Source organism: Candidatus Poriferisodalis sp. (genome assembly GCF_965198245.1).
In the GTDB taxonomy this organism is placed as follows: domain Bacteria; phylum Actinomycetota; class Acidimicrobiia; order Acidimicrobiales; family Poriferisodalaceae; genus Poriferisodalis.
In genome coordinates, this window is sequence record NZ_OZ240249.1 from 3,380,145 (window position 1) to 3,404,971 (window position 24,827).

At 67.6% G+C, this 24,827-nt stretch carries 14 protein-coding genes; 6 read left to right on the top strand and 8 right to left on the bottom strand.

The genetic code is table 11. The features are described 5' to 3' along the window. Positions 1-258: 258 nt before the first annotated feature. Entirely contained in the window at positions 259-3,729 is a 3,471-nt protein-coding gene (locus ACOCMM_RS15135) for an error-prone DNA polymerase (RefSeq protein WP_419553961.1), read from the bottom strand. 128 nt (positions 3,730-3,857) lie between these two features. Here ACOCMM_RS15135 and ACOCMM_RS15140 point away from each other — a divergent pair, with 128 nt between their 5' ends. The 5 genes from ACOCMM_RS15140 to ACOCMM_RS15160 all read left to right on the top strand — a co-directional run bounded on the left by ACOCMM_RS15140 (position 3,858) and on the right by ACOCMM_RS15160 (position 9,934). Next, entirely contained in the window at positions 3,858-5,354 is a 1,497-nt protein-coding gene (locus tag ACOCMM_RS15140) for an amidase (RefSeq protein ID WP_419553962.1), read from the top strand. 10 nt (positions 5,355-5,364) lie between these two features. Continuing rightward, a complete protein-coding gene (locus ACOCMM_RS15145) occupies positions 5,365-6,876 on the top strand; it encodes an amidase (RefSeq protein WP_419553963.1) in 1,512 nt (503 codons plus the stop codon). Beyond that, on the top strand, positions 6,873-7,382 hold the full coding sequence (locus ACOCMM_RS15150; protein WP_419553964.1) for a hypothetical protein: 510 nt from the start codon (positions 6,873-6,875) through the stop codon (positions 7,380-7,382). Before ACOCMM_RS15145 ends, ACOCMM_RS15150 begins: the two co-directional genes overlap by 4 nt. A 71-nt stretch (positions 7,383-7,453) precedes the next feature. Further along, a complete protein-coding gene (locus ACOCMM_RS15155) occupies positions 7,454-8,305 on the top strand; it encodes a fumarylacetoacetate hydrolase family protein (RefSeq protein ID WP_419553965.1) in 852 nt (283 codons plus the stop codon). Between the two features lie 303 nt (positions 8,306-8,608). Then, the gene (locus tag ACOCMM_RS15160) at positions 8,609-9,934 is read left to right on the top strand and encodes a D-alanyl-D-alanine carboxypeptidase family protein (RefSeq protein ID WP_419553966.1); all 1,326 of its coding nucleotides are present in this window, start codon (positions 8,609-8,611) and stop codon (positions 9,932-9,934) included. A 94-nt stretch (positions 9,935-10,028) separates the two neighbouring features. Here ACOCMM_RS15160 and ACOCMM_RS15165 read toward each other — a convergent pair whose 3' ends face one another. From ACOCMM_RS15165 to ACOCMM_RS15195, 7 genes are all read right to left on the bottom strand, one after another. Then, the gene (locus ACOCMM_RS15165; protein ID WP_419553967.1) at positions 10,029-10,682 is read right to left on the bottom strand and encodes a hypothetical protein; all 654 of its coding nucleotides are present in this window, start codon (positions 10,680-10,682) and stop codon (positions 10,029-10,031) included. Beyond that, positions 10,663-10,908 (bottom strand): hypothetical protein, encoded by a 246-nt coding sequence (locus tag ACOCMM_RS15170; RefSeq protein ID WP_419553968.1) that lies wholly within the window; start codon positions 10,906-10,908, stop codon positions 10,663-10,665. The genes ACOCMM_RS15165 and ACOCMM_RS15170 overlap by 20 nt, the downstream gene beginning before the upstream one ends. Positions 10,909-11,171: 263 nt before the next feature. After that, on the bottom strand, positions 11,172-12,869 hold the full coding sequence (locus ACOCMM_RS15175; RefSeq protein ID WP_419553969.1) for a DNA polymerase Y family protein: 1,698 nt from the start codon (positions 12,867-12,869) through the stop codon (positions 11,172-11,174). Further along, complete coding sequence (locus ACOCMM_RS15180) at positions 12,859-13,671, bottom strand: hypothetical protein (RefSeq protein ID WP_419553970.1); 813 nt, start codon at positions 13,669-13,671, stop codon at positions 12,859-12,861. The genes ACOCMM_RS15175 and ACOCMM_RS15180 overlap by 11 nt, the downstream gene beginning before the upstream one ends. A gap of 86 nt (positions 13,672-13,757) precedes the next feature. After that, positions 13,758-21,479, bottom strand: a complete 7,722-nt coding sequence (locus ACOCMM_RS15185; RefSeq protein ID WP_419553971.1) for a cadherin domain-containing protein — start codon at positions 21,477-21,479, stop codon at positions 13,758-13,760. Between the two features lie 204 nt (positions 21,480-21,683). After that, positions 21,684-22,571, bottom strand: coding sequence for a hypothetical protein (locus ACOCMM_RS15190; RefSeq protein ID WP_419553972.1), 888 nt, complete (start codon positions 22,569-22,571; stop codon positions 21,684-21,686). A 516-nt stretch (positions 22,572-23,087) separates the two neighbouring features. Continuing rightward, positions 23,088-23,378, bottom strand: coding sequence for a hypothetical protein (locus ACOCMM_RS15195; protein WP_419553973.1), 291 nt, complete (start codon positions 23,376-23,378; stop codon positions 23,088-23,090). 91 nt (positions 23,379-23,469) lie between these two features. Here ACOCMM_RS15195 and ACOCMM_RS15200 point away from each other — a divergent pair, with 91 nt between their 5' ends. Next, entirely contained in the window at positions 23,470-24,744 is a 1,275-nt protein-coding gene (locus ACOCMM_RS15200; protein WP_419553974.1) for an acyl-CoA dehydrogenase family protein, read from the top strand. Positions 24,745-24,827: the final 83 nt, after the last annotated feature.

Sequence of the window (24,827 nt, forward strand, 5' to 3'; positions counted from 1 at the left end):
GAGGCACGTAACTCCTTCATGTTGGCGTGCTTTGATCCCGTCACTGCATCGACGTACGGTCTGCCAAGGAGTGGCCCTTGGGCGGCGAGGAGTTTCTCGAGGAACGCAAGACGTGCCTGATCTCGAACAGGCAACGACTCACGCCAGTCTCGGTACTTCTGAGTGTCGAGGATTTCCCACATCTGCTCGCCACTGTAGGAAGGGGTGAGACAGAGCAAGCGTCCAATTTCCGCGTACTGTGATTGCTCGGTCTGCGAACTAGCGGAAGTCGCGGCTGGCTACCGAAGCAGCCACATCGAGCGCTTCGAACTTCTCGGCGATCACGTTCGCCACACCCTCATGACGCTCGAGACGGCCTGATACCACCAGCGCGGGCAGGTCCCTCACTACCGAGCGGTACCGCATCCAGCATCCTTTCGATACCACTACATTCACCAGGCCTGTCTCGTCCTCAAGATTCAGAAACGTTGTGCCTCCAGCCGTCATGGGGCGCTGACGATGCGTGACCAAGCCGGCGACGCGGATCTTGCCCGCTGGACAAGAGAGCAGTTCCGCTGCCGTGCGGATCCCTGCCGCTGACAGCCCGTCACGCAGGAATCGCGTGGGGTGACCATTGGGAGAAACACCGGTCGCCCACAGATCCGCAGCAGCGGTCTCGATCCCCGACATCGACACAAGCGGCGGCGGCGATGCCCCGGTCACAACCCCAGGCAGCCGATCCGCACGTGCTTGATGTACGGCCCCTGCCGTCCACAGTGCTTCGCGTCGCGACAGCCCGAAGCAGTCGAACGCTCCAGCGGTGGCCAGCGCCTCCAGCGCCCGCAGTTCCACATCGGTCTTCTGGCACAGATCCTCCATATCGCGGTAAGGACCGCCGGCAGCAATCCGCTCGGCAAGCTCGTCACCCACCCCCCGCACCGACGACAGGCCCAGCCGGACTGCCACTCCCCCAGCAGAGACACCGCACAGCTCCAGCGTGGCCATCTCGGAAGACAGGTTGATGCAAGGCGTGTGCACCACCACGCCATGACGGCGAGCGTCCTGGCAGAGCGAGTGCGGCGAGTAGAACCCCATCGGCTGCGCGTTCAGGAGCGCAGCGCAGAATGCTGCGGGATAGTGCAGCTTGATCCACGCCGAGGCGTACACCAAGTAGGCGAACGACACCGAGTGGCTCTCGGGGAAGCCGTAGTCGGCGAAGGCGATCATCTTGTCCCACACCTGCTCGGCCACCTCGCCGACCAGTCCCCGCTCGGCCATCCCACAGAAGAGTCGCTCACGCAGGCGACCCATCCGTTCGCGAGACCGCTTGGAGCCCATGGCCTGACGCAGCTCGTCGGCCTCGGCGGGAGTGAACCCGGCCACGTCGATGGCCATCTGCATGAGCTGCTCTTGAAACAGCGGGATGCCAAGCGTCTTGACCAGGGAGTTCTCCATCAGCGGATGCAGGTAGGTGACCGGCTCAGTGCCGTTGCGCCGCCGGATGTAGGGGTGCACCGAGCCGCCCTGGATGGGGCCGGGGCGGATGAGCGCAACCTCCACCACCAAGTCGTAGAAGCAGCGAGGGCGCAGCCGCGGCAAGGTGGCCATCTGGGCACGTGACTCCACCTGGAACACGCCGATGCTGTCGGCCCGGCAGAGCATGTCGTACACCTCGTCTTCTTGGGGCAGCATGCCGAGGTCGATATGCATGCGATGCGCGTCCGCTATCAGGTCGACCGCGTAGTGCAGGGCCGACAGCATCCCCAGTCCCAACAGGTCGAACTTCACCAGCCCGACCACCGCGCAGTCGTCCTTGTCCCACTGCAGCACCGAGCGGTTGACCATGGTTGCCCACTCGGTGGGGCAGACCTGCGTCACCGGCCGATCGCAGATGACCATGCCGCCTGAGTGGATGCCCAAGTGGCGCGGCGCTCCTTCGAGCGCGGCAGCCAGCTCTGCTACGTCGGCGGGAATGCTGGGCTCGTTGCGACTGGGCTCGTTGCGACTGGGCTCGTTGCGACTGGGCTGTTCGACTGTTGGCTCGGGCCCCGCGTCACGCCAGTCGCGCTCACGCGGACGATTGCCCGAGCGCTGAGGGGAGTCGGGCCCGCTCACCGAAGGCAACGGGCTGTACCGGTCCAGCGATTTCGACCAGGCATCGGCCTGGCCGGATTCCCACCCCAGCGCTCGGGCCATGTCACGCACCGACGAGCGCGCCCGGTAGGTGATGACGTTCGCCACCTGCGCTGTGTGAGCGCGGCCGTATCGCTCATACACGTACTGGATGACCTCTTCACGGCGGCCGCTCTCGATGTCAATGTCGATGTCAGGCGGCCCGTCGCGCTCGGGCGACAGGAAGCGTTCGAACAGCAGCCCCAGCGCAACCGAGTCGACGTTCGTGATGCCGAGCACGTAGCAGACCGCCGAGTTCGATGCCGAACCGCGGCCCTGGCAATAGATGTCGCTGCTGCGGCAGAACGACACAATGTTGGACACCACTAGGAAGTAACCGGCGAAGCCGAGCTGTTCGATGAGGTCGAGCTCGTGGCGGATCTGCGCCCATGCGCCCGGCACCCGTTCGGCATCGGGCTTGCCGTATCGCCACAGCGCCCGCTTGGTCACGAGATGCCGCAGGTACGACATCTCGTCGTGGCTGTCGGGACAGGGGTACGGCGGCAGGTTCGGCGCTATCAGCGACAGGCTGAACGCGCAGTCGCGGCCGAGCTGCGAGGCCGCTGCCACCACGCCCGGCCAGCGGGCGAACCGGCGGGCCTGCTCGGCGCCGGATCGCAGGTGTGCCGTGGCCGACGGCGGCAGCCAGCCATCCAGCTCGTCGAGGCTGCGCCGGGCACGCACGGCGGCCACGGCAGTGGCCAGCCGCCGCCCTGTGGGAGTGGCGTAGTGGACACCGTTGGTGCAGATCGGCTCGACCCCGGCCCTGATAGCCACCGAAGCCAATGCGTCGTTGCGCTCGCTGTCGAGCGGGTCGCCGTGATCCCACAGCTCGACGAAGACGTTGTGGCGGCCGGCTGCTTGCGTGAGCCGGTCAAGCTGGGCTGCTGCTGCGCGCGGCCCTTCAGCGATGAGTGCTGCGGGGACGGCGCCCTTGCGGTGCCCGGTGAGGATCGCCCACTCGTCGCGGTGTGTTACCGCGGCTGCCAGGAACTCGTTCGTGTCGAGGCGCGGGGCGTGCTTGCGGCCCGCCATCTGCGCTGCCGAGATCAGCTCGCCCAGCGAGGCGTAGCCGGCCGGCGAACGCGCCAGCACCACCACGTGGGATCCCGCAGGGTCGGCGCACCCGGTGCGCTGCGGCTGTACTCGGCGCTGAGTGCCGGGCATCAGCTCGCCGGCGCCATGCGCGTCGAGCGTCAGCTCAGCACCGAACACCGTCGGCAGTCCGGCCTCGGCGGCAGCCTCCGCGAAGCGCACCACGCCGTAGAACCCGTTGTGATCGGTCAGCGCCAGCGCGTCGAGCCCCAGCCGCACTGCTTCGTCCACCAGCTCAGCCGGGCTCGACGACCCGTCCAGGAAGCTGAAGTTCGAGTGAGCGTGCAGTTCCGCATACGGCACCACCGAAGGCGGGGCTTGCGGCCGAGCGGCAAGTTCGAACCGCTCGTCGTCGACAGCGACGCTCTTGCCATAACTGTGCTCAATGCGCCGACCGTTACTGGGCCGGCCGCGGGGTGGTGGCCGGTCGGACAGCCGCCGCTCCAGTTCCCGCCAGGAAATTCCCGGATTCGTGAAACCCACGGCGCCACACTAACGAACAAAAGTTTCTAGAACAAGAGTTCTGAGAACAGAAGTTCTATCGCCTCGCTTGCCTCGACGCGGTCACCGCGCCTCGTGACCCCGAGACCGAACCGAACTACGTTGCGCCCATGGCCCAAACCTCACCCACTGGCGCATCAACTGGCACATCCACTGGCGCACCAGCCGAAGACCTGCCCGACGGCGTGGCCACCGCCGAGCTGTTCGCCTCGGGAAAGGCCTCAGCCGTCGAATTGCTCGACGAGGCCATCGCCCGGGCCGACCGGGTGAACCCCGAGATCAACGCCATCATCGGGAGACTCGACGACAGTGCACGCCGAGCGGCTGAACGGCTCGATGCCGCACGCGACGCAGGCGAGGCGGACGGCTCTCTGGCAGGTGTCCCGTTCCTCACCAAAGACCTGACCTGCACAACCGAGGGCCAGCCCTACCACGCCGGCAACGCAGCACTCAAAGAGGCCGGCCACACCGCATCGAGCACCGCTCACCTCGCCGCCATGTTCGCCGAGCTGGGCCTGGTGAACTTCGGACGGACGAACACGCCCGAGTTCGGCCTCACCATCACCACCGAACCGCTCGCGTACGGCCCCGCCGCCAACCCCTGGAACACCGGTCATTCGACGGGCGGGTCCAGCGGCGGGTCCGCCGGGGCGGTTGCTGGGGGCATCGTGCCCATCGCCCACGCCAACGACGGGGGCGGCTCCATTCGCGTGCCGGCTGCAAACTGCGGGCTGTTCGGGCTGAAGCCGAACCGGGGGCGGGTCTCGCTGGGGCCCGATTCGGGCGACGGCTGGGCCGGTTTCAGCGTCGACGGCGTCGTCAGCCGCAGCGTGCGTGACAGCGCCCGGGTGCTCGACGGCATCAGCAGGCCGTGGCCGGGCGATCCCTACTGGGCGCCGCCGCCGTCGGGCACGTTTGAGTCCGCAGCGGGGCGCGAACCGCCGTCACTGCGGATCGGCCTGTGCATACATTCTGACTGGGGCCCGGTGGAGCCCGAGTGCATCGGTGCAGTCGAAGACGCCGGGCGCCTGCTCGAAAGCCTCAGCCATCAAGTCGACTACTCAGCGCCCGACGAGATGTTCCATGAGGACTTCTTTGAGCACTTCCGCACGATCATCTCGGCGTGCAACGTGGTGATGCTGGCGGGCATCGAAGCCGCCGTGGGCCGACCCATGGCGCGTGTCGACACCGAAGGCGACACCTGGGCGCTGATGGAGATCGGCCGGAAGGTGACCGGTGCACAGTACGTATCGGCCGTCGAGTGGTGTCATGCGTGGACGAGGCGGCTGGCCGACTGGTGGAACGACCATGACGTCCTGGTCTCGCCGATCATGACCGAGCCGCCCCCACGGCTGGGCGAGCTGCGCAACCCCGAGACCGGCCGCGGCCGGCTGAACGACCTGCTGCAGTTCACGCCGCAGTGGAACGTGGCCGGGCAGCCGGCGATGTCGGTGCCGCTGGGTTGGACTGCGGGCGGCCTGCCGGTGGGCGTGCAATTCGTGGGCCCACATGCCAGCGAGGAGATGCTGCTGTCGTTGGCCGGCCAGCTCGAGCTGGCGGCCCCATGGGCGGGCCGCACCCCGCCCGTGTGGGCGGGGACTGGCTGACGCAGCCAACATGCCTGCTGATCGCCGCGACCACGACGCCACGGCGCTGGCAGCGGCATTCGCAGCTGGCAACACAGATCCGGTCGAGGCGACGCAGGCTGCGCTCGACCGGCTGGAGCGGCTGAATCCCGCCTTGAACGCAGTGATCCATCCGAGGCCCGAGCGGGCGCTGGCCGAAGCTGCCGAGGCGTCGCATCGCTGGGCGAAACGGCGCGATGCTTCCAGCGATCACGGTGACATGCCGCTCGACGGCGTGCCCATGGCAGTCAAGGACCTCGGCTGCGAGCAAGCGGGCGAATTCCATCACGCCGGGGCACGATTCCTCGTCGACCTGGAGTGGCGCGGCACGCTCGACAGCCACCTGTACCGGCTGCTGCGCGACGCAGGCATGATCTCAGTGGGGCGCACGAACACGCCAGAGTTCGGCACCACGATCACCACCGAGCCGGCCGCCTATGGCCCGACGGCGAACCCGTGGGATCTGACCCGCTCGCCGGGCGGTTCCAGCGGCGGCTCGGCGGCCGCCGTGGCAGCGGGCATCGTGCCGGTCGCGCACGGCAACGACGGCGGCGGCTCGATCCGTGTTCCCGCCGCGGCATGCGGCCTCGTGGGATTGAAGCCCACCAGAGGACGGGTGTCGACCGCACCACGTCTCGGCGAGCACCGCGGCGGCTTCGCCGTCGACGGGATGCTCACCCGTACGGTGCGCGACGCTGCGCGGTGCCTCGATGTCATCAGCCGCCCGGCACCCGGGGATCCATATGTCGCCCCCCCGCTGGAGCCGGGTGCGTCCTTCGCCGACGCACTGGTGACCCCGTTGCCGCGGCTGCGCATCGCAGTGTCAACAGGAATCCCGAACCGTGCGAGCGAACCGGTGCGGCGGGCCACCGAGCAGGTCGCAAGCCTGCTGGACGGATTGGGCCATCGCATCGAGACCGACACGGCGCCGGACGGCTGGTTCAGCCCTGACATCGCGGACCAGATGATCGTGGTGCGCACCGTCGGCATGGCCGCTGAGGTTGCTGGGTGGGCAGAACGGCTCGGCCGCCCGATGACCCCCGACGACATCGAGCCGGCCAATTGGTGGTCGGCCGAACTGGGCAGGTCGCTGCCCGCCTCCGCCTATGTGCAGGCACTCGAAGAGCTCGCCCGCTGGCGCAGGCGCGTCATGTCGTTCTGGGAGCCCAGCCCGTTCGGCCGACCGGGGACGCCGGGCCACGATCGCTGGGACCTGCTGCTCACGCCCGTGCTGGCTGATGTCACACCGCCGCTCGGCTACCTGTCCGATCCGCTCGACGGCGCCCGGCGCATCGCTGACCTGGCGCCATTCGTGAACCAGGCGAACGTGAGCGGGCAGCCGGCCATCTCGCTGCCGACTGCACATGACCCCGACGGCCTGCCGCTGGGAGTGCAGCTGCATGCCGGGCACGGCAATGAGCAGATCTTGCTGGCCATCGCCCAGCAGATCGCTGATGCCGGCGGCCTGATCCCCCTCGGCGACCTGCCGCTGGAACTGCCGTGAGTCCCCCAGAGCGGGCGCTCGCCCGAGCAGTGGAGCTGCTCGGCGAGGCCGGCGTGAGGGTGCGCAGCGCGGTGGTGGTCACCGATGCCGAGACCGCCCGGGCACACCGGCGCGTCATGACCGTCCGAGTTGCCGGTTTCGCCGTGGGCGCTGCCCTGGCGATTTCATGGGGCATCGGCTGGTTGCTGATTGTGGCCGCGGTGGTCGCTCACCAACTGCTGTTCAACGTGCTACGCCTGCTGGCGGCCACCGACGAGGGGCTCGTTCTGGCCGACATCAGCTTCCGCCGGGCCGTCATCGTCGCCCGCTGGCAGACCGGTACCGACGCCACCTTGGTGCTGCGCACGGACAGCCCGCGGGTGGAAGTCACCGTCGAGCCGCCGGTGGACAACACGGGCGTCGGCGAGCCTTGGATCGGACACGTGAGCGGATCCGACCTCGACGGCTTCGAAACCACGATCCGGGCGGCCGGCGGCGAACCGCTGCGCCGGACGGCGACCGACTGAGTCTTGCTGGGGGCCGCCGCCACGTTCGACGACCCCGATTTCGGCGCAGCCAACAACTACGGTGACGCGCCGTGAGATTGCTGCGCTACAGGATTGGCGAGGAAAGCTCCACCCGCATTGGCCTGGCGACCGCCGATGGCGTAGCGCGACTCGACGGCCTCGAAGCGGGCGGTGAGCCGATCACCACCATCGGAGAGGCGGTCGCCGCCGCCCTGACTGATCCGGCAGCTCTCACACAGGCACCAGTCGGTCACGCCTGGGACGACATCACGTTCGCCGTCCCGATCGATCCCGGCGCCCGCATGTTGTGTGCCGGGGCGAACTATCACAAGAAGTACCCGCTGGGCGGCAACGTGCAGGCCCCGGCGCAGCCGGTCTACTTCAACAAGCCTCCCGGCACCCTCGTCGCCCACGGCGACAATCTCGTCAGGCCGTCGGTGTCGATCCAGTTCGACTACGAGGTGGAGCTGGCGGTGATCATCGGTCGGGCGGGCCGTCACATCGACATCGTTGACGCGCTCGACCACGTCGGTGGCTACTCGGTGCTGAATGACGGCTCGGTGCGCGACTGGCAGCGCCACAGCGTGGCGGCAGGCAAGAACTTCTTCCGCTCCGGTTCCATGGGTCCGTGGATCACCACCCCTGACGAGATCGCCGACCCTGCGGCGCTGGAAGTCATCTGCCGTGTGAACGGCGAGGAACGACAGCGGGCCGGCGTCAGCGAAATGATCTTCTCGGTCGCCGAGATCATCGCTTACATGTCAAGGGTGATGCCGCTCGAACCTGGCGACGTCATTGCCACAGGCTCACCCGAAGGCACCGGCGGGTCGCACGAGCCGCCGCGCTGGCTGGTTGCGGGAGACGAGATCACCTTCGAGGTCCCCGGAATCGGCGTTCTGCGCAATCGAGTGATCGACGAGTAGTCCCGCTCAGCCCGGTCTGGACTCGTTTGCTCAGCCCATGAGCCACAGCATTGCCAAGACAGTGGTGAGAAGCGGCTGAGAATCTCGAAGGGCGACACCCACAGCCGACAGGTCATCGGTACCTTGGGCCGAAGGTCGCGGTCGTCGCGTGCGATGACCACGGGCGACCGCAGGCAGACGACGTCGCCAGCCCCAGGCTGGCTTCAGCGAGGACGCGCCCCGGTGCGAGGTTCACGGCGGCAATCGCCCCCGCAATCGGCACGCCGAAAGGTTGCACACCGAGGTGCGTCACGCCGCTTCGTCGTGGCAATCGCGTTTGCCCTCGTGGTGAGCGTCGTGCCGATCGCCGGTACTGGAGCGCAGTCCCAGCCCTCTGACGCTGAGCTGAAGAAGCGCCAGGAGCAGCTGGAACAGCAGCAGAAGGAGCTGGAAGCTCAACTCGCCGAGGAGCGACGCATCCGCGATGAGGCCCAGGCGGAGCTGCTTGCGAAGATCGGCGAGGTCGACCTGGCGCAGGCTGATGTCAACGAGATCCTGGAGGCCTTCGACCAGCTGAAGCTGCTGGTGAACGAGCAGCGGGCCGATCTCGACCGGGCCGAGTTGGCCCTCGCTGCTGCCGAGGCGTCGGTGGAGGCTGCGGTCGGGCGGGTCATCTCGCTCGATGCCCAGCACGACGAGCTGGGCCAGCGCGTCATCGACCTCATCGTGCAGACCTATATCGGGCACGACGCTTCGGTCGAGGGTTCCTACGGCTTGGTGCGCACCGGTGACATTTACGACGCCGCCCGCATCCGCGTGCTGATCGGCGCGGCGCTTGGCGACCTGAACGAGACCGCTGACCAGTTGCGGGCGCTCACGATCGATGCAGAGCTGGCGGTGCGCGAATTCCAGCGCGCCGAGGAACTTCGAGACATCCGCCGCGTGGAGTCCGAACGGGCGCTGGAGGATCTGCTCGACGTCGTGGAACTAGAGGCGATCATGCTCGCGCAACTCGAGCACGAGTTCGAGAACTTGCTGTACGAGCAGCAGGCGCTGCAAGAATGGAACGATGCCGCTGCTGCAGACGTCGCCGAGACGGCCGACCGTGTCGCCAGTGCCATCTCCGAGCAAAGGCGCATCGAGTCGGAGCTGAAACGTCGCAAGGCAGAAGAGGAACGACGTCGGCGCGAAGCGGAGGAGCGGAGGCGCCGGGAGCTCGAAGGCACCGTCGGGCAGCCCACCAGCAACAACATTCCTGCCAGCGATCTCGCTTGGGTGGGCGGCATCCGAGTGCACGTGTCGATCGCCAACAAGGTGCAGGACCTGCTGGAGCACGCTGCCCGCGACGGGGTCAGGCTGACCGGCGGCGGCTATCGCAGCGCGGCCTCGCAGATCGCACTGCGCCGGGCGCACTGCGGCACAAGCCAGTGGGCGATCTACCAGAAACCGGCCTACCAGTGCCGCCCGCCCACTGCCCGGCCCGGTCGATCCATGCACGAGCGCGGCCTCGCCATCGACTTCCGGCACAACGGCCGCTCGATCGGCAGCCGCAACTCGACAGCATTCAGGTGGCTGAAGGCCAACGCAAAGACCTATGGCCTGTACAACCTGCCCAGCGAGCCCTGGCACTGGTCCACCAACGGCAACTGACCCAAACCCGGGTCACCAAAGTACGTCAGGCTCCCCCGACGGCGTCACGACAGAGAGTAGGACCCGCAGCGTCCTCATCGCAGCGTACGGACAGCTAGCCCCAGCCCGCCTCTTGGAGTGCTTCAGCGGCTGCTTCGGGGCAACGTCGTACCGCAGCTTTCAGTTGGCGAAGGTGGAAACGGCTCCGTGCCTCGCTGAGCACGTCTTCCCATCCCGCGTGGTAATCAACGAGACCTTCGGACACGCAGAATTCGATGATGTCTTCAAGGCACGGCCGAAAACGCCGTCCGCCGACTGGAAGGTGGAGTCGCCGGGCAGTCCTTTCTGTCTGGCCGGACAGGTCGAGCAGACGTTGGAGAGATGCCGATTCGCCGTCGATGTGCAGGTGGGCCTCTGGGTACACGTTCGGGGCTGGCCGCACGAAGTCGTACGTGAGAATTGCCTCTCCGTCTGCGGTGGCGAGCGCATAGGCACTCTGAGTGTTCCGCAAGTACTTGGACTCATCATCGAGTGTGAGAGTGTGGAGGATGCGCAGACCGAGGCGGGCCGGTTTCTGGGAAATCGTAAGCGGGATGAGATCGTCCAGACCGTTCGGACTATTGCCCCAGTAGCGGATGATTGCGCTTCCATGCCGATCCATCTTGGACGACAAGCGGATTCCATGTGTGACCGTCTTGTTCAGCAGCCCCGTGATCTCCGCAGCGAAGTCGCGGGCCTGCCGCTCAAGGTCACCCTGCGGGCGGGTCAAAGGATGAGACGAGGAACCACATGCGTCGGGCAAGCTCACTCATGAACTCGCCACACGCGGCCTGCTGATCAAGTTCCTCCCGTGTGCAGCCAGCGGCGTCAAGGGCATCGCTCACGAGCTTGCCCACATCGTCGTCGGTGAGATGAACGACCTCGATCTCGTTGGGGTCTGCCGCGTAGGTGGGCAGTTCATCCAAGGTGCGGCCAGCGATCGTCAGTGTGGACATTGCACGGTTCCTGTGTCGAGAGTGGCGGCGATTGTCACGCCGCATCGCCCGGCTCTGCGGGAGCCACGCGCCACAGGATATTCACAGGGGGTGACATGACACGACGTATATCTGACCGATTATTCGGGGGGATAACATGTTGCACCACGTCTGACCTACATGTTTAGGTTCCACCCCAAGTTATCATTGCCGCTCGATTCCGTTTGTAATGGTGGACGCATTTACGCGCGTGCAGCACGCAAACCGCAGGTCGCCCAGCCCGCTCAGTCGTAGGTGGCTTCGCGCTGCCAGCGGCCGCCCTCGACAGCGCAGAGATGGGCGGTGCCGTCGTCGAGCACGAGTTGGAACCGCGCCTGGCGTCGTGATCGGGAGCTCCACCAGCGTTCGTCCAGCGGCCAGGGTCCTGCCCATGCTGTGACGGCGCTGGCGCACCCATCGGCTCGGCGCAGCACGGCGGGAGGTGCGCTGACCTGCGCCCTGCCGCTCACGCCCACCGGCTCGCCGTTCGCATCGAGCACCGCGAGCGGCTCGGGTTCAGCCAGCACTTCAGCAGGGGCCGGTACACCCAGCCGTCCCGGCCACGGGGGCGCTGTGTTTGATGCGCCGGCCCCACGAGGGCCAGCTGTGTTCGATGCGCCAGCTGTGCTTGAGTCGGCTTGGCCAGTGGTGCCGAACGGGAGGCGCTGTTCGAGATCGGCAAAGCGGCGGCCGGAGCCCAGGCGGCCCACGGTGACCCCGTCGAAGCCCACCAGCGCCTGTACCCGGCCCATAGCTCGCTCGGCCCGCTCGTCAGCCTCGGACTGACCGCCCCAGAAGCCGAGCTGGCGTCCTTCATCGGGAGCTGTCTCGGCCACTGCCAGCCCGATGAGCGAGATACGGCCGCTGGGTCGGCTGCGATTGTCGCTGCGCCAGCCATCGAGCTGCCAGCGCACACGGTCGACCATATCGGGCGGGCTGAAACGGAACCCGTGACACCACCGCCTGCTGGAAGTCTCGCCGTGCTCGGTCTCGGCGCTGATCTCCACGCACACCAGCGCTTGGCCGAGCCGGGTCAGCTGGGCATCGAGCTGATCTGCCAGGGACTTCGCCATGAATGCCACCGTGTCGAGCCGGTCCGCTGGCGGATCGATCTCGGTTTCGACGCTGAGCTCGGGCCCCGCAGCGGCAGGTTGGCTCAGCCGGAAATCACGCCCGCTGGCCAGCCGGTGCGCCCACTCGCCCTGCGTGCCGAACCTGCCGATGAGGTCGGCGGTTGGCAGGGCCGCCACGTCGCCCAAGGTGCGCAAGCCCAGCCGCCTGAGCACATCGGTGAAGTCGGCGGCTGCGTCAGGGTCGTCTCCCAGCGGCGAGAACGCTCCGGCCAGTGTTCGCTGCGACAGCCGGCTGAGGAAGGCTGCACTGGCGCCCACAGGCACCACCATCACCTGCGTCGATGGATCTCGGGCCGATGCCAACCGGGCGGCAAGACCGGCGGCGAACAGGCCGTCAGCGATGCCGACACGGATGGTTGTGTTGGCAGGTACGTCAGTCTGTGCATCGACCAGCACCCCGGCGGCGGTCTGGCGCACCAGCTCGGCCAAGGCCTCGTCGCCGCCGTAGTAGCGCGATGGGCCTCGAGTGGCGACGACGCAGCATCCAGGTGCCAGCACTTCGACTCTTGGCGTCAGGTCTTCCAGCGCAGTGACTACGGGAGCGAAGCGTCGAGCGTCGAGATCAGGATCGTGTTCGACGAGCTCCAAGGCGGGACATTCGGATTGGGCTTGGCGGCGGCGCATTTCCGTGCGGACCCCGGCCGCGGCGGCAGCGGGCGTCAGCGCGGTGATCCGCCCGGCAGACACCACCGCTGCAGGCGTGGCCGGATCGAGTCCCGCTGCGATCGCAGACCAGTGCTCGACCTCCACCACCAGCATCCGCGGTGGGATGCCGACAGGGCTGCCCGGGTTGTCTCGGCTATCCCGCACGGCGCTGCAAGGGGACGACGACATCGGAGTCGGTTTCGGAGATGCCGGCCGCTGAGATGCCGGCCTGGGAGGAATCGGCCGGGGCAGGCCAGGAAGAGGCAGGCCAGGAGACAGTGTCAATGGCACCACAGACGGGGGCAATGCGTCCGGTGGCATCGGGCAGCCACAGGACAGCCCGCCGCGGCAGCGACGCCGCACCGCGGCCCACTGCGACCACCTCGGCCCGACGTTCGCGCAGCCGACCGTGCCCGTGCCCGAGACCGGTCCACGCCGCACGTTCCACCGTCAGGGTCACGTCTGGGCTGAATGCGCCGACCCCACGAGGGCCGGCTGGGCTGAATGCGCCGACCCCACGGGCATGCCCCTCGGCGACCTCGATCACCACGGTCCCCCGCTCCCGCAGGCGGGCACGCAGGCGCCGGCTGTGTGCGTCTGCCAGCCGCACACCGGCAGCCAGCAGGATCACATCGACGTTGCCGATCAGGGCGTTCAGCACCTCGGCTGCGACATCGCCGGGCTCGTCCACGAACACCCACCGGTCCAGCGACGCCCCCCGTTCTGCCACTGCCGAGACGCCCATCCGTCCCAGGCCCACCGCGGTCACCCATCCGCCCGTGCGCAAGACCTCCGCCGCGAAAGCCGTTGCCAAGGTCAATGCTCCCGGCCCCTGAGCGGCCAGCACCGACCCCCGCACGAGGCCTGGTTGTGTCAGCAGCGGCGCCAGCTCGTCGGCGACGGGCAGCAGCCGTTCATCGTGCCCGAGGTCCACCGCACGCTTGACATCTTGAAGCTGCACTGCCATCGCGACAGACTAGACGAACAATCGTTTCTAGGAGTGCTTTCCTTGCGGGCCTCCGCGAAGGCCCGCCGGTGAGCACCAACCGATGGTCAGGAACTTGCGAGGATGCGCCGCGCTGCTCGCGCGGCGGTGTCGGTTCGGGTCTGGCCGGCAATGCGCCGCACGTCGGCGCTGCTGAGAGCTGTTTCGGTGGTGGCTGCTCGTACGTCGTCGGCGACTGCTGCACGGCCGCCCACGATGATGACCTGGCTCGGCCGGTAGTCGCGTATCAGCGCAGCCGTGGCCTCCGGCAACATGCCTTGCGATGTGTAAGCGACTGCGGCATTCTCGCTAGCTGCTGCCAGTGCTGCCGCCACGCCGACATCAGGCGGAGACCAGCCGTTTGCGATCACCAGGGTGATGCCGTCGGGCGCGGCGGCGGGATTGCCCAGCACGCGCCGCGCTGCCTGCGCAGCGGTGCCGACACGGTCAGCGCCCGTGAGACGCGAGATGCTGGCGGCGCTCGCCGCGTCCGCGATCGCGTCCTGCACGCTGTTGTCGATCACAGCGGTACCCCCGACCAGGATCACCCGCGCCACCTCGTAGTCGCGCAGCAACGCCGCAGACGCTTCAGGCAGCTTGCCTGCCTGGGTGTACAGAACTGCGGCCCGCCCGCTGCGCGCAGCAAGCGCTGCTGCGGCACCGATGTCGGGCGGAGACCAGCCACTTGCGACGATCAGCGTCACCCGGCCCGCTCCCGAAGGATTGCCCAGGATGCGCCGCGCCACGCCTGCCGCAGTGTCGGCACGATCCGCGCCAAAGACTCGCGACGTGCCCGAATCAGGCGACGCAGAACGGATCTGGGTCCGGACATCACGCGATACCGCCGCTGTCCCGCCCACGATGATCGCCTCAGCGGGCGAGGCCTCCCGCAAAAGCGCCCTCGTCTCCTCTGACAGCTCCTCGCCCGCCGTGTAGACCACCGCCGCGCCATCAGTGCGTGCCGCCAGCACCGACGCCACACCCACATCCGCAGGCGACCAGCCATTGGCCACCACCAGCGTCGCCACACCCACATCCAGCTCGCCGCCACCAGAACCGCCGCCACCAGAACCGCCGCCACCCACAGTCCTCCCGCCCGGGCCCGCACTGCTCGCCCTCCTCACCTGCACCGCACCCGACGACTCCGCTGTCAGCGTCTTGACCCCGCCGTGCACATCGGCATAGCTCAACGTCACTCGCAGCCTGAAGCCGATGTCCTGCGTCGAGGGCACATAGCTCGACCCGCTGGCACCGTCGATCCGTTCCCATCCCGCACCGGCCGACGAGCGCTCCCACACCCACACTTGGTCGCGCAGCCCACCGTCAGGCTCAGCCAGTGCGGCACTCACCGTCGAGCCTGCACGCGGCACCGCAGGGGTCAGCTCCACCACTCCGGGCTCATCCACGTCGGACACCGTGACCACGAGATCCGCCGTCACGGTCGTCTGCCCGTCAAACGCACGGATCTCCAGCTCGTAGTCGTTGGCGCGACCGATGTCCGCAGGCTGCTCGAAATCGGGCGGCGTCTTGAAGCGAACCGAACCGTCGGCGTCAATCTCGAAGGCTTCCCGGTCCCGCCCCCCAAGCGACCACGTCACCGGCACGCCCTCGGGATCCGACGCGCTGTAGTCCGCCACGACTCCCGTGTCCCCTTCCACGTACAGCGCAGCCGCAGGGCCGCTGATCATCGGCTGCTCGTTGGTGTCTGTCACCGTCACATGCACGCTGTGCCGAGCCGCTCTCACGCCGTCGTCGGCCACCACCACAATCTCGTAGGCGCCGTCGCCGCCGACGTCAGCAGGAGACTCGTAATCGGGCGGCTCGTAGTCCGGCGGACCGCCGAAGCGCACCACGCCGGACTCGTCGATGTCGAACGCCGTGCTGTCGGGCCCCTCCAGCGACCACAAGATCGTCTCGCCTTCGGGGTCGCGCGCTGAGAACGACGCGACTGGGTCGCTGCGATGCTCGCCGTAGTTCACCGCAACCGGCCCGCCGAGCAGCGGCGGCTCGTTCACGTCCTCGACGGTGATCACCACCGGCTGCGTCGCCCGCTCCCCCGACGGGTCCGCTGCGGTCACCGAGACCCGATGCGTCTGCTTCGTCTCGTAGTCCAGCCCCGCACGAATGCGGATCTGACCGCTTGTGGCGTCGATCTCGAATGCCGATGCATCCGAGCCGCTCAGCGTGTAGCCGAGCACATCGGCGTCGACGTCGATCGCAGCGACCGGCGCGCCCAGGCTGGCGCCCACCGCGGCGTCCTCGGCAACAGTCCGGGTGCCGGTCTCGGTGGCCGGAAAGCCCGGAGCGTGGTTGACATCGGGCGCGAGCCTCACGGGGTTGGCCAGCACGATGCTGACCGACTTGCCGTGGCCGTGGCGGTCCCGATAGGTGGCCGTGACGCGCAGGTACTGCCCGATGTCGGCAGGCTGCTGCGGCGTGTACGACGATGTCGTGTTGCCGCTGATCGGCGTCCATGTCGCCGAGTCGGCGGACAGCTCCCACAGCCAGGCGGCCCCGCCCACCACGCCATCGGGGTCGCTGAGCATCATCACCAGCATCGTGGAGTCCTGCGGCTGCTCCGACGAGGGAATCAGCCTGCCCGGCTCGTCGGCGTTGTTCACCGTCACGGTTACAGCCAGCGTCGCCAACTTGCTGCCGCCCGTGGCATTCACCGTGACTTGGTAGATGCTGTTCCGGTCAGCGTCGGCGGGCTGCTCGAAGTCGGGTTCGTTCACGAATTCCAACACGCCGGTGTCGCGGCCGATCCGAAGAGCGCCATGGTCGTTTCCGGTCAGCGTCCACGACACCGTGTCCGCAACGTCGGGGTCGGACGCCTCGTATGCGGCGAGACTGCCGACAGGGCCCTCGGTGACCGTCACGCTCGCCGGCCCCGAGGTGATGACGGGCATCTCGTCGATGTTGGTCACTGTCACGGTCACCGAACGCGAGTCGGTGAGCTGCATGCTGTCCGCGGCACGCACCGTGACGTAGTAGGTAGTGCCGCGGCGGGCCTCGTGGTCAGGCGGGCTGTCGAACGACAGGCGTCCCGCTGCGTCGATCGAGAACAACGAGCCGTCGGGGCCCGACAGCGACCAGGTCACCGACTCGCCGCTCTCGGGATCGTTGGCGGCGAAGAAGGCGACTGTCCCGCTGCGGTTCTCCACCACGTTGACCGTCGGCGGTCCGGTGATCCGGGGCGGCTCGTTCTCGTCGGTCACCGTCACCGTCACTGCTTGGGAGTCCGACAGCGTCTCGTCGGCGGCGTTCACGGTGACCCTGTAGGTGTCGCCGCGGCCGGCCTCGTGGTCGGGCGGGCTGTCGAACGACAGACGTCCCGATGCGTCGATCGAGAACAACGAGCGGTCGCGGCCTGACAGCGACCAGGTCACCGACTCGCCGCTCTCAGGATCGTTGGCGGCGAAGGAGGCGACCGTCCCGCCGCGGTTCTCCACCACGTCGACCGCAGCGGGTCCGCTGATCTGCGGCGGCTCATTCACGGCGACCACGGTGATGCTGAGGTTCACGACCGTCTCGCGCGGCCCCGAGGCCCGACTCCTGGCGACGGTGAGCACCACCTCGTAGACGTTGTCGCCGTCGGCATCGGCAGGCTGCTCGTGGTCGGGAACCTCGACGAAGCTGAGCATGCGCGTGCTGCTGTTCCTCGAAGCGAGCTCGACGCGTGACGCATCCGGCCCGCTGAGCTCGAAGGTGATCGGGACATTGGAGTAGAGCGAGCCGAGCGGGTCGGTGACGGTGTAGGTGCCGATCGGCTCGGTCGTCTCCTCGGCGGGCATGGGATCGGTCGGGCCGTCCACGACGAGATCCTCGTCGATGTCGGTGACGGTGACCTGCACGTCGAAGGTTCCACGGGCCTCGCCGTCGCTGGCGACGATCGTCACGTCGTAGACATTGTTGCGCCCGACGTCTTGAGGCTCCTCGAAGTCGCGCAGTGCACGGAACCGGATCTGGCCGCGGTTCGCATCGTTGGCGTCCTGCTCCCACGAGAACTGCGCGCCGTCGGGTCCTTTCAGCGACCACTGCTCGACATCGTCGCGTTCGGGATCGCTCGCCTGCCAGCTCCCGAACTCGCCGAACTGGAATTCGGTCCGGGTCAGCGACATGTCGCCGGTGATGGTCGGTGCTTCGTTGACGTCGAGCACCCCCACGTCCACGTCGATGCTCACATCAGCGGTCGTGTCCGCGGCGCCGTTGCCGTCCTTGCCGTCGTGGACCGAGACGGTCACGTCGTAGGAACGGCGCGTCTCGTAGTCCAAGGCGGTTCGCAGCAGGAGCTGCCCGTCGCCGTCGATCTCGAACGAGGACGCGTCCGTGCCGCTGAGTGCATAGGTCATCGTGTCGCCCTCTGCGTCACGGGCCGCAATCGGGGCGCCGACCGAGGCGCCGTCCGCGGAGAGCTCGGCGATCTCACGCCGTGCCGCCGCGCCGTCCACGAAGAACGGCTCGCTGTCGGTGGTGCCTGGCACGCCCCGAGCGATCACCGACCACGGCCCCCCATTGCGGCTGTTGACCGCTCGCACCTGCACGTCATAGCGCACGCCGTGCATCAGGCCCGAGATCGTGTAGCTGCTGTCGCTGTCGGTGCCTGCGCCGGAGATGACGGTCCACTGCGAGTCCGACTTGTCGGCGGCATCGCTGCGAACGTGCCTCACGTCATAGCCGCTGAGAGGGCGCGCGCCGCTGTCGTCGGGGGCTGTCCATGCCACCGTGAGCGACGTGGCGCCGGGCGTGACCGAGTCCATCTGCGTCGCCGTGGGTCCGTGCCGGTGCCCGTACAGCCTCAGCCTCCAGCTCTTCAACTGTTTTGTCCCTCGGCCCCTCAGCTCGTCGATGAACCGCAGCGTCCAGCGCCCGTTCGGGTCCTCACCGAGGTGCTTGGCGGTGCCGAAGTTGAAGCGGCCCGACAGCGAGCAGGAGAACAGGTTGCAATCGGTGTTGTTCGGCACGGACAGGTCGGACACGGTGCCGGCGGGCGAGATGAGCTGCATGCGCAGGTCGCGGAACCGCAGGGCGTTGGCGTCCACGTCGACTTCGACGTATTCCACGAAGTCCATCTCGGTCGAGATCTCGACGCTGGTGTCGGCCGGGTTGGCGGCGCTGGACTGTCCGAGATTCTTGGTGCCGCCCGAGTAGCCCCATTCTGCGGTCACCATGGCGGGCACGTTGGTCCAATCCTGCGCTATCTCGACGGCCGCCGACGCGTCGACGACGCCGAAGCCGTACTGCTCGTTGAAGCTGTACAGGCCGGTGTCGCCGTCGTAGCGCGGCGCACCTGCCTGCCAGCCCGCATCGGCGGGATCGTTCTGGCGCGCCGACGCCGCCAAGATGAGTTTCACGTCACGCCAGGTCAAGGCTCGGTTCGCCGCACGGATGAGCGCCACGACCCCCGAGACGATCGGCGCAGCGGCGCTGGTCCCGCCGAAGCCGTCGATGTAGCCGTTGTAGCGCGCGGTGGTCGTGATGCCGACGTCGCCGTCACCCGAGTCGCTGGGGGCGCACACCCACAGATTCGGGCCATGGACCGAATAGATCGACGACGTGCCGTCAAGGTCGACGCTGCACACCACGACCGGTCCGTAGTGGGTCTTGTACTCGTCCAGCGGGCCCCACCCGCCTTCGTCTCGCGAGTTGCCTGCGGACCACACGTACACCACGCCCCGGCCGCCGTCACCGTTGATGAGCGCATGGATGACCGCCTGTCTCCAGACGCTGCTCGCGCGCCGCGGACCGGGTCCGCTCACCGATCCCCAGGAGTTGTTCGACACCGAGGTCGTCTCGTGATTGCGTCTCATCGCGTCCGCCGACCGCAGGTGCTCGGCCATGGCCGTGTCGCTGCCGAGCCGGTCGGCGAGCAGGTCGTAGCCGTAGATCGACGCTCTCGGCGCCACGCCGCGCACGCCGCGGCTGTTGTCGCTTGCTGCGATGAGACCGGCCACCGCCGTCCCGTGCTGCGCGTCGACGGCCAAGATGTCCCCGTCCGGTGCGAAGTAGCTGTGATTGCTGGCGAGCACCACGTTGTCGCTCAGGTCGTCGTGGAGGTAGTCGAAGCCGTCGTCCACGACAGCGATGTTGATGCCGTCTCCCTTGTTGGTGTCCCAGACCGAGCCGAGGTTGATGTCCTCGCCCGCCGTCGCACCGAACTGCCCCGTGTTGGAGAGGTGCCATTGGCATCCGAACGCCGGATCCTCGATGCCTGCGGGCGGATCGCCGCAGTACGGCATGAAGTACTCGTACTCGAACCCGTGCGTGAGGTGCATGAGATAGTCGCCCTGCACGAGATGGCCGCTGTCGGTGGTCTCGGCCTCGATCCGCACCAGGTACGTGCCTGCGTCGAGGTGGCCCCGGATGGTTGCATCCCTGCCCACCAGGTGCGTCGGGCGTCCGAGCATGTAATGCGGGACGTCGACCGCGGTGCCGTCAGAATGCTGCAGTTCCACGTCGAAGAAGGGCTTGCCGATGACGCGCAGCTGCATGCTCGCCGGATCGTCCAGCGTGAAGGTGTAGTAGTGCACATCGGTGGCCGAATCCAGGGTCCCGCCGCTGCCGCTCCCGACGTGCAGCGTGCCGGCAGTGGCATCGGTGGTGCCGGGCGTCGGCGCGACATCGGCCTGAATCGTGTACCAGCCGCGCCCGAACCCGGTCACTCCCAGCACCGACAGGATCCCTGTGATGATGCCGGAGACGACCGGTTCGACGACGACGGAATAGGTGCCGGCGTCGAGCGTCTCCTTCACGGCGAACCCGTAGCGAGGGAACAGGTCTCCGTCGTCGTTGGCGGCCACTTGATTTCCGTCCGAGTCCAGTATCCGGACCTTGGTGTCAAAGCCGTGCAGGAGGTCGATGTCGTAGTCGTCTGTTCCCGCCGCCGAATCCAGCACGCCCCCGCCGCGGATGAAGACGTCGGACTGCTCGGTGAGCACCAGCCGGTACCAGTCCTCGTCGTCCCAGTTGTGCAGCATGCCGAGAACGGGCGGTCCCAGCTGGAGGCTCAGCGCATCCGCGCTGCTCGAGGGGTCCGCTATCGAGCGCACCAGCAGTGTGTAGGCGCCCGTGGCGGCACGCTGGCCGCGGACCGCGACGGCGATCTCTCCCGATTCCTGCTCGGACTGCACCAGCGCGGCGTCCGCGATCAGCAGCATCGCCCGTCCGTTGGGCGGCAGCCTTGCGTCACCGCTCGCTTCGAGCGGGCGGCCGCTGCCGATGGCGTACAGCGTGCCGGCGGTGTCGAGGCCACCCTCGGTGAGCACCACGTACTTGCTGTTCAGCGGCGGCGTGAAGGTGAAATAGTCCTCGTCGTCTGTGCTGTCGATCGCGGCCGCTACCGGCACGTCCATGACGATCGGCGTGGCGTCTTCGAGGGTCGCGGCGGCTTCCGCGGGTGTGCCGGTCACAGTCGCCGACCAGCTCCCCTCCACCGTGGTCTCCGCACGCACCCCTATGTCGTAGGACGTGTCGTTCGCCAGGCCGCTCACGATGGCGTGCAGGCCGCCGGAATCGGATCCGGCCTCCGCAGCAGTCCAAGCCGCGTCGACGACCTTCCACTTGACATCGGACTTGTCAGTGGCGCTGGTCTCGATGTAGCGCACGTCGTACTCGACGATGTCAGCGGTATCGACGCCGTCGGGAGCGCTCCACACGACGCTCAGTGCTGCTTCACCGGCCACGACATGGTCGATGGCGGGCGCTGCGAGCGTCTGTGCTGCTGCGATGTAGTTCGGCAGGGTCGTCACGGCTGCGGCCGCGGCGACCAGCACGACCAGCGCCGCGATCACCTGCCGTCGTGTGCCGCGCCTGAGGCTGACGGTCCGGCGGCGGGCCGGGCGGGCCCCGGTCGCGTCAGCCCCGACGTGCCGGACTCCCCTGGCACCGCCTGTCAGGCTGGAGTGCTGCCGGCTCACTGTGCCGTCACCGGTTGCAGGGTTCGGTGGCCTGGTCGGCTGGCCCCCCAGGAGTGGTCAACCGTTGTCGCAGCGCGGTCACCGCGTGCTCAGCTCTGAGGCCCAGTTGGGAACGGCCAGCTCGACGCCGGGCATGGCGACCAGCGCACTCGCGAGATCAAGCGATGCGAACCCTGGCTCGGTCTCGATGAAGTAGCCGTTGGGGAGGTAGTCCAGTTCGGCGGCCAGATCAGGGTCGATGCTGTTGCGCTCGAAGAATGCTGCGACGTCATCGGCATTCCAAGCAGGGTCGAGGCTGATCAGCACGCCCCCGGGCAGCATCATCAACTGACCCGAGTCGGATCTGAAGACCGGATAGCTCTTGGCCTTGGGGTCCTGCTCGCTTGCCGTGCCACGGGAAGCGATCTCGGAATCGACGCGAATGATGACGCCGAGACTCGACTGGACCACCACATCGCCTTGGGGCACGCCGTCAGCGGAGGCGCGGACCTCCAAGGAGGGATCGAGCCAGACGTGCAGCGTTCGTTCGCCGTCCTGCCAGGTGTAGGGCTCGGCTTCGGCGGGGATGGACCACTCGGGGATCGAACGCGTGCTCTGCCCATCGAGCTGGCCCGGCTGCTGAGCCTGCTCTCGTTGCTGTGGCTGCTCCTGATCTTGGCCCCATGTCGCTTGCGGCGATCGTGCGGACGCTGTCAGCGGTGCAGCTCGACCGTGCGGTGGCTGCACATTCTCACTTGTTGTTGAGAATGCGTCTGCTGCGGTGACGGTGCGTGCGGCTGCATCGCCGCGGCTGCTCGACGCCGCCGCGACGACTACCCCGGAATCTGCGGCACTGTGCGCAGCGCGCTCAGCGTCGCCGCAAGCGGCAGCCGAGCTGGCAGCCAGAACCAGCATGGTCGCGAGTGCGCCCGCCGCACAGCGATTCGTGCCGAGACTCGGCGTAGTGCCGCCCGTGCGCTTTCCCATGGCCGCAGCGGGGCGATGTCGGGCGGGCGGGCGTTCAACCGGCAAGTGCGGCTCGAGACGCTCGCCGGGCGTGTCCGGCAGATGGCACGATCGTTCGGGTCGCCGTCGGTGACGCCTCCACCATCAACCTCCTGCGCCTCAGCAGCACAGGCACACCCGCCTGCCCACTGTGGATTGCCGCATTCGCCTATGGGCTATGCCGACATGAAACACATTAGCTATTTCGATGAAGAAGTCTAATTGGCGAGTGGTGGCACTCCCCCCGTGGGCTTGTCAGGCGGTGAAGTCCGAGGGAAGACACCGAGCCCTTTCTTCGACGAGAAGAGCCTCTTGCAGAGAACTACGAGAGAACCAAGGCCATGAATCGCCTTTGGACAGCATCTTGTACCTGGCCACGATGTACACGACTGCTGCGAGCTAGCGACTGTGCCTGTCGCTACCGCTAGCGAGCTAGCGACTGTGCCTGTCGCTACCGCTAGCGAGCTAGCGACTGTGCCTGTCGCTACCGCTAGCGAGCTAGCGGTAGTGGGCAAACAGCTCTTCGATGAGATCGACGATGCCCTCGGAGGTGTGGCCCCGCGAGATGTCGACGGTGGCGACGTTGCCGTAGACGTGTATGTGGTCGACGCCACCGCGCTGGAACAGCCGCCATGCCAGCAGATCGGCCGGGTCCTCAGCGCTGGCCGCATCGTCGGCGCTGTTGTAGTAGCGGTGGCCCGCCCCCGTCAGCGGACGGTTGGTCTCGAAGCGCACCGTGCCCGGACGTGCGGCGGACGGTCGTTCTGCTACTCGAACGGGCTGACCCATGGCCGATGAGCGTAGCGAGATAAGCCAGTAGCTTGGGGCCGCTCACAAGCCGGACTTCCCCGCAGTCCTACCTATGAAACAGGAGCCCGACATGGCCGCTGCCGACACCGCCGAGATCTCCGAGGAGCAGTTCACCGCCGAGGCAACAGCGTTCCTCGAGGCCAATGCCAAGCGCAAGGCCGAACGGCGGGAATTCGTCTGGGGCGAGGGACCCGACAATGCAGCGCTCTTCGAAGAGATCGACCGCGAGCGCGAGCGGCAGGAACTTGACGAGGCGAAGGCGTGGCGAGCCACCAAGTTCGACGCCGGCTATGGCTGGATCGGCGGGCCGACGGAGTTGGGTGGCAGTGGCCTGCCTCGCAAGTACGAGCGCATCTGGGGCCAGCTCGAGAGCCAGTTCGACACACCCGACGGCGGCTTCTTCGGCATCGGCCTAGGCATGGTGGCCCCCACCATCCTGACGCACGCCAATCCTGAGGTGTCCGCTGACGTGCTGCCCAAGATGTTCCGAGCCGACATCGTGGGCTGCCAGCTGTTCTCCGAGCCGGGTGCGGGATCCGACTTGGCCAGCTTGCAGATGCGGGCCGACCGCGACGGCGAGGAATGGATCCTCAACGGCCAGAAGGTCTGGACCTCGGGCGCGCACTATTCCGAGATCGGCGAGGTGATCGCCCGTTCCGACTTCGATCTGCCCAAGCACCAGGGCCTGACCGGGTTCATCGTGGACATGAACGCACCCGGCGTGGACGTGCGGCCGCTGCGGCAGATGACCGGCGGGGCGAACTTCAACGAGGTGTACTTCACCGACGTGCGCGTGCCCGACAGCCACCGCCTCGGCGACGTGAACCAAGGCTGGGGTGTGGCGCTCACGACGCTCATGAACGAGCGCGCAGCGATCGGCGGCGGATCCGGCAGCGGGGGCAGCTTCACCAAGCTGGCAGCCATGGCCACCCACTACGGCGTGAGCGGCGACGCCTTGACCCGCCAGAAGCTCGCCGAGATCTACACCCACGGCAAGGTGCTGGGCTGGTCGAACCAGCGCACGATGGATGCGCTGCGCGCCGGCCGCACGCCTGGGCCAGAGATGTCGCTGTCGAAGATGGGGCTGATCCGCCAGATGAACGCCACCTGCAACTTCGTGAGCAACACGCTGGGGGAAAAGCTGGCGGTCGATACCGGCGAGTGGGGCACGTTCTCGTGGGCCGGATACGTGCTGGGCTTCCCCGCCATGCGCATCGCCGGGGGCTCGGACGAGGTAATGCGCAACATTGTGGGCGAACGCGTGCTGGGGCTGCCCAAGGAGCCCGGCATCGACACCACGAGCCCGTTCCGCGAGCTGAAGGTCGGCACCCAGCGCGCCGAATAGTCAACACGGCCGCCGCCGACAGCAGCCCCCTAACGACTTCCCAACCGCCCAGGACGGCTGTCTGAGCGGTTCTCTCTCGGCGT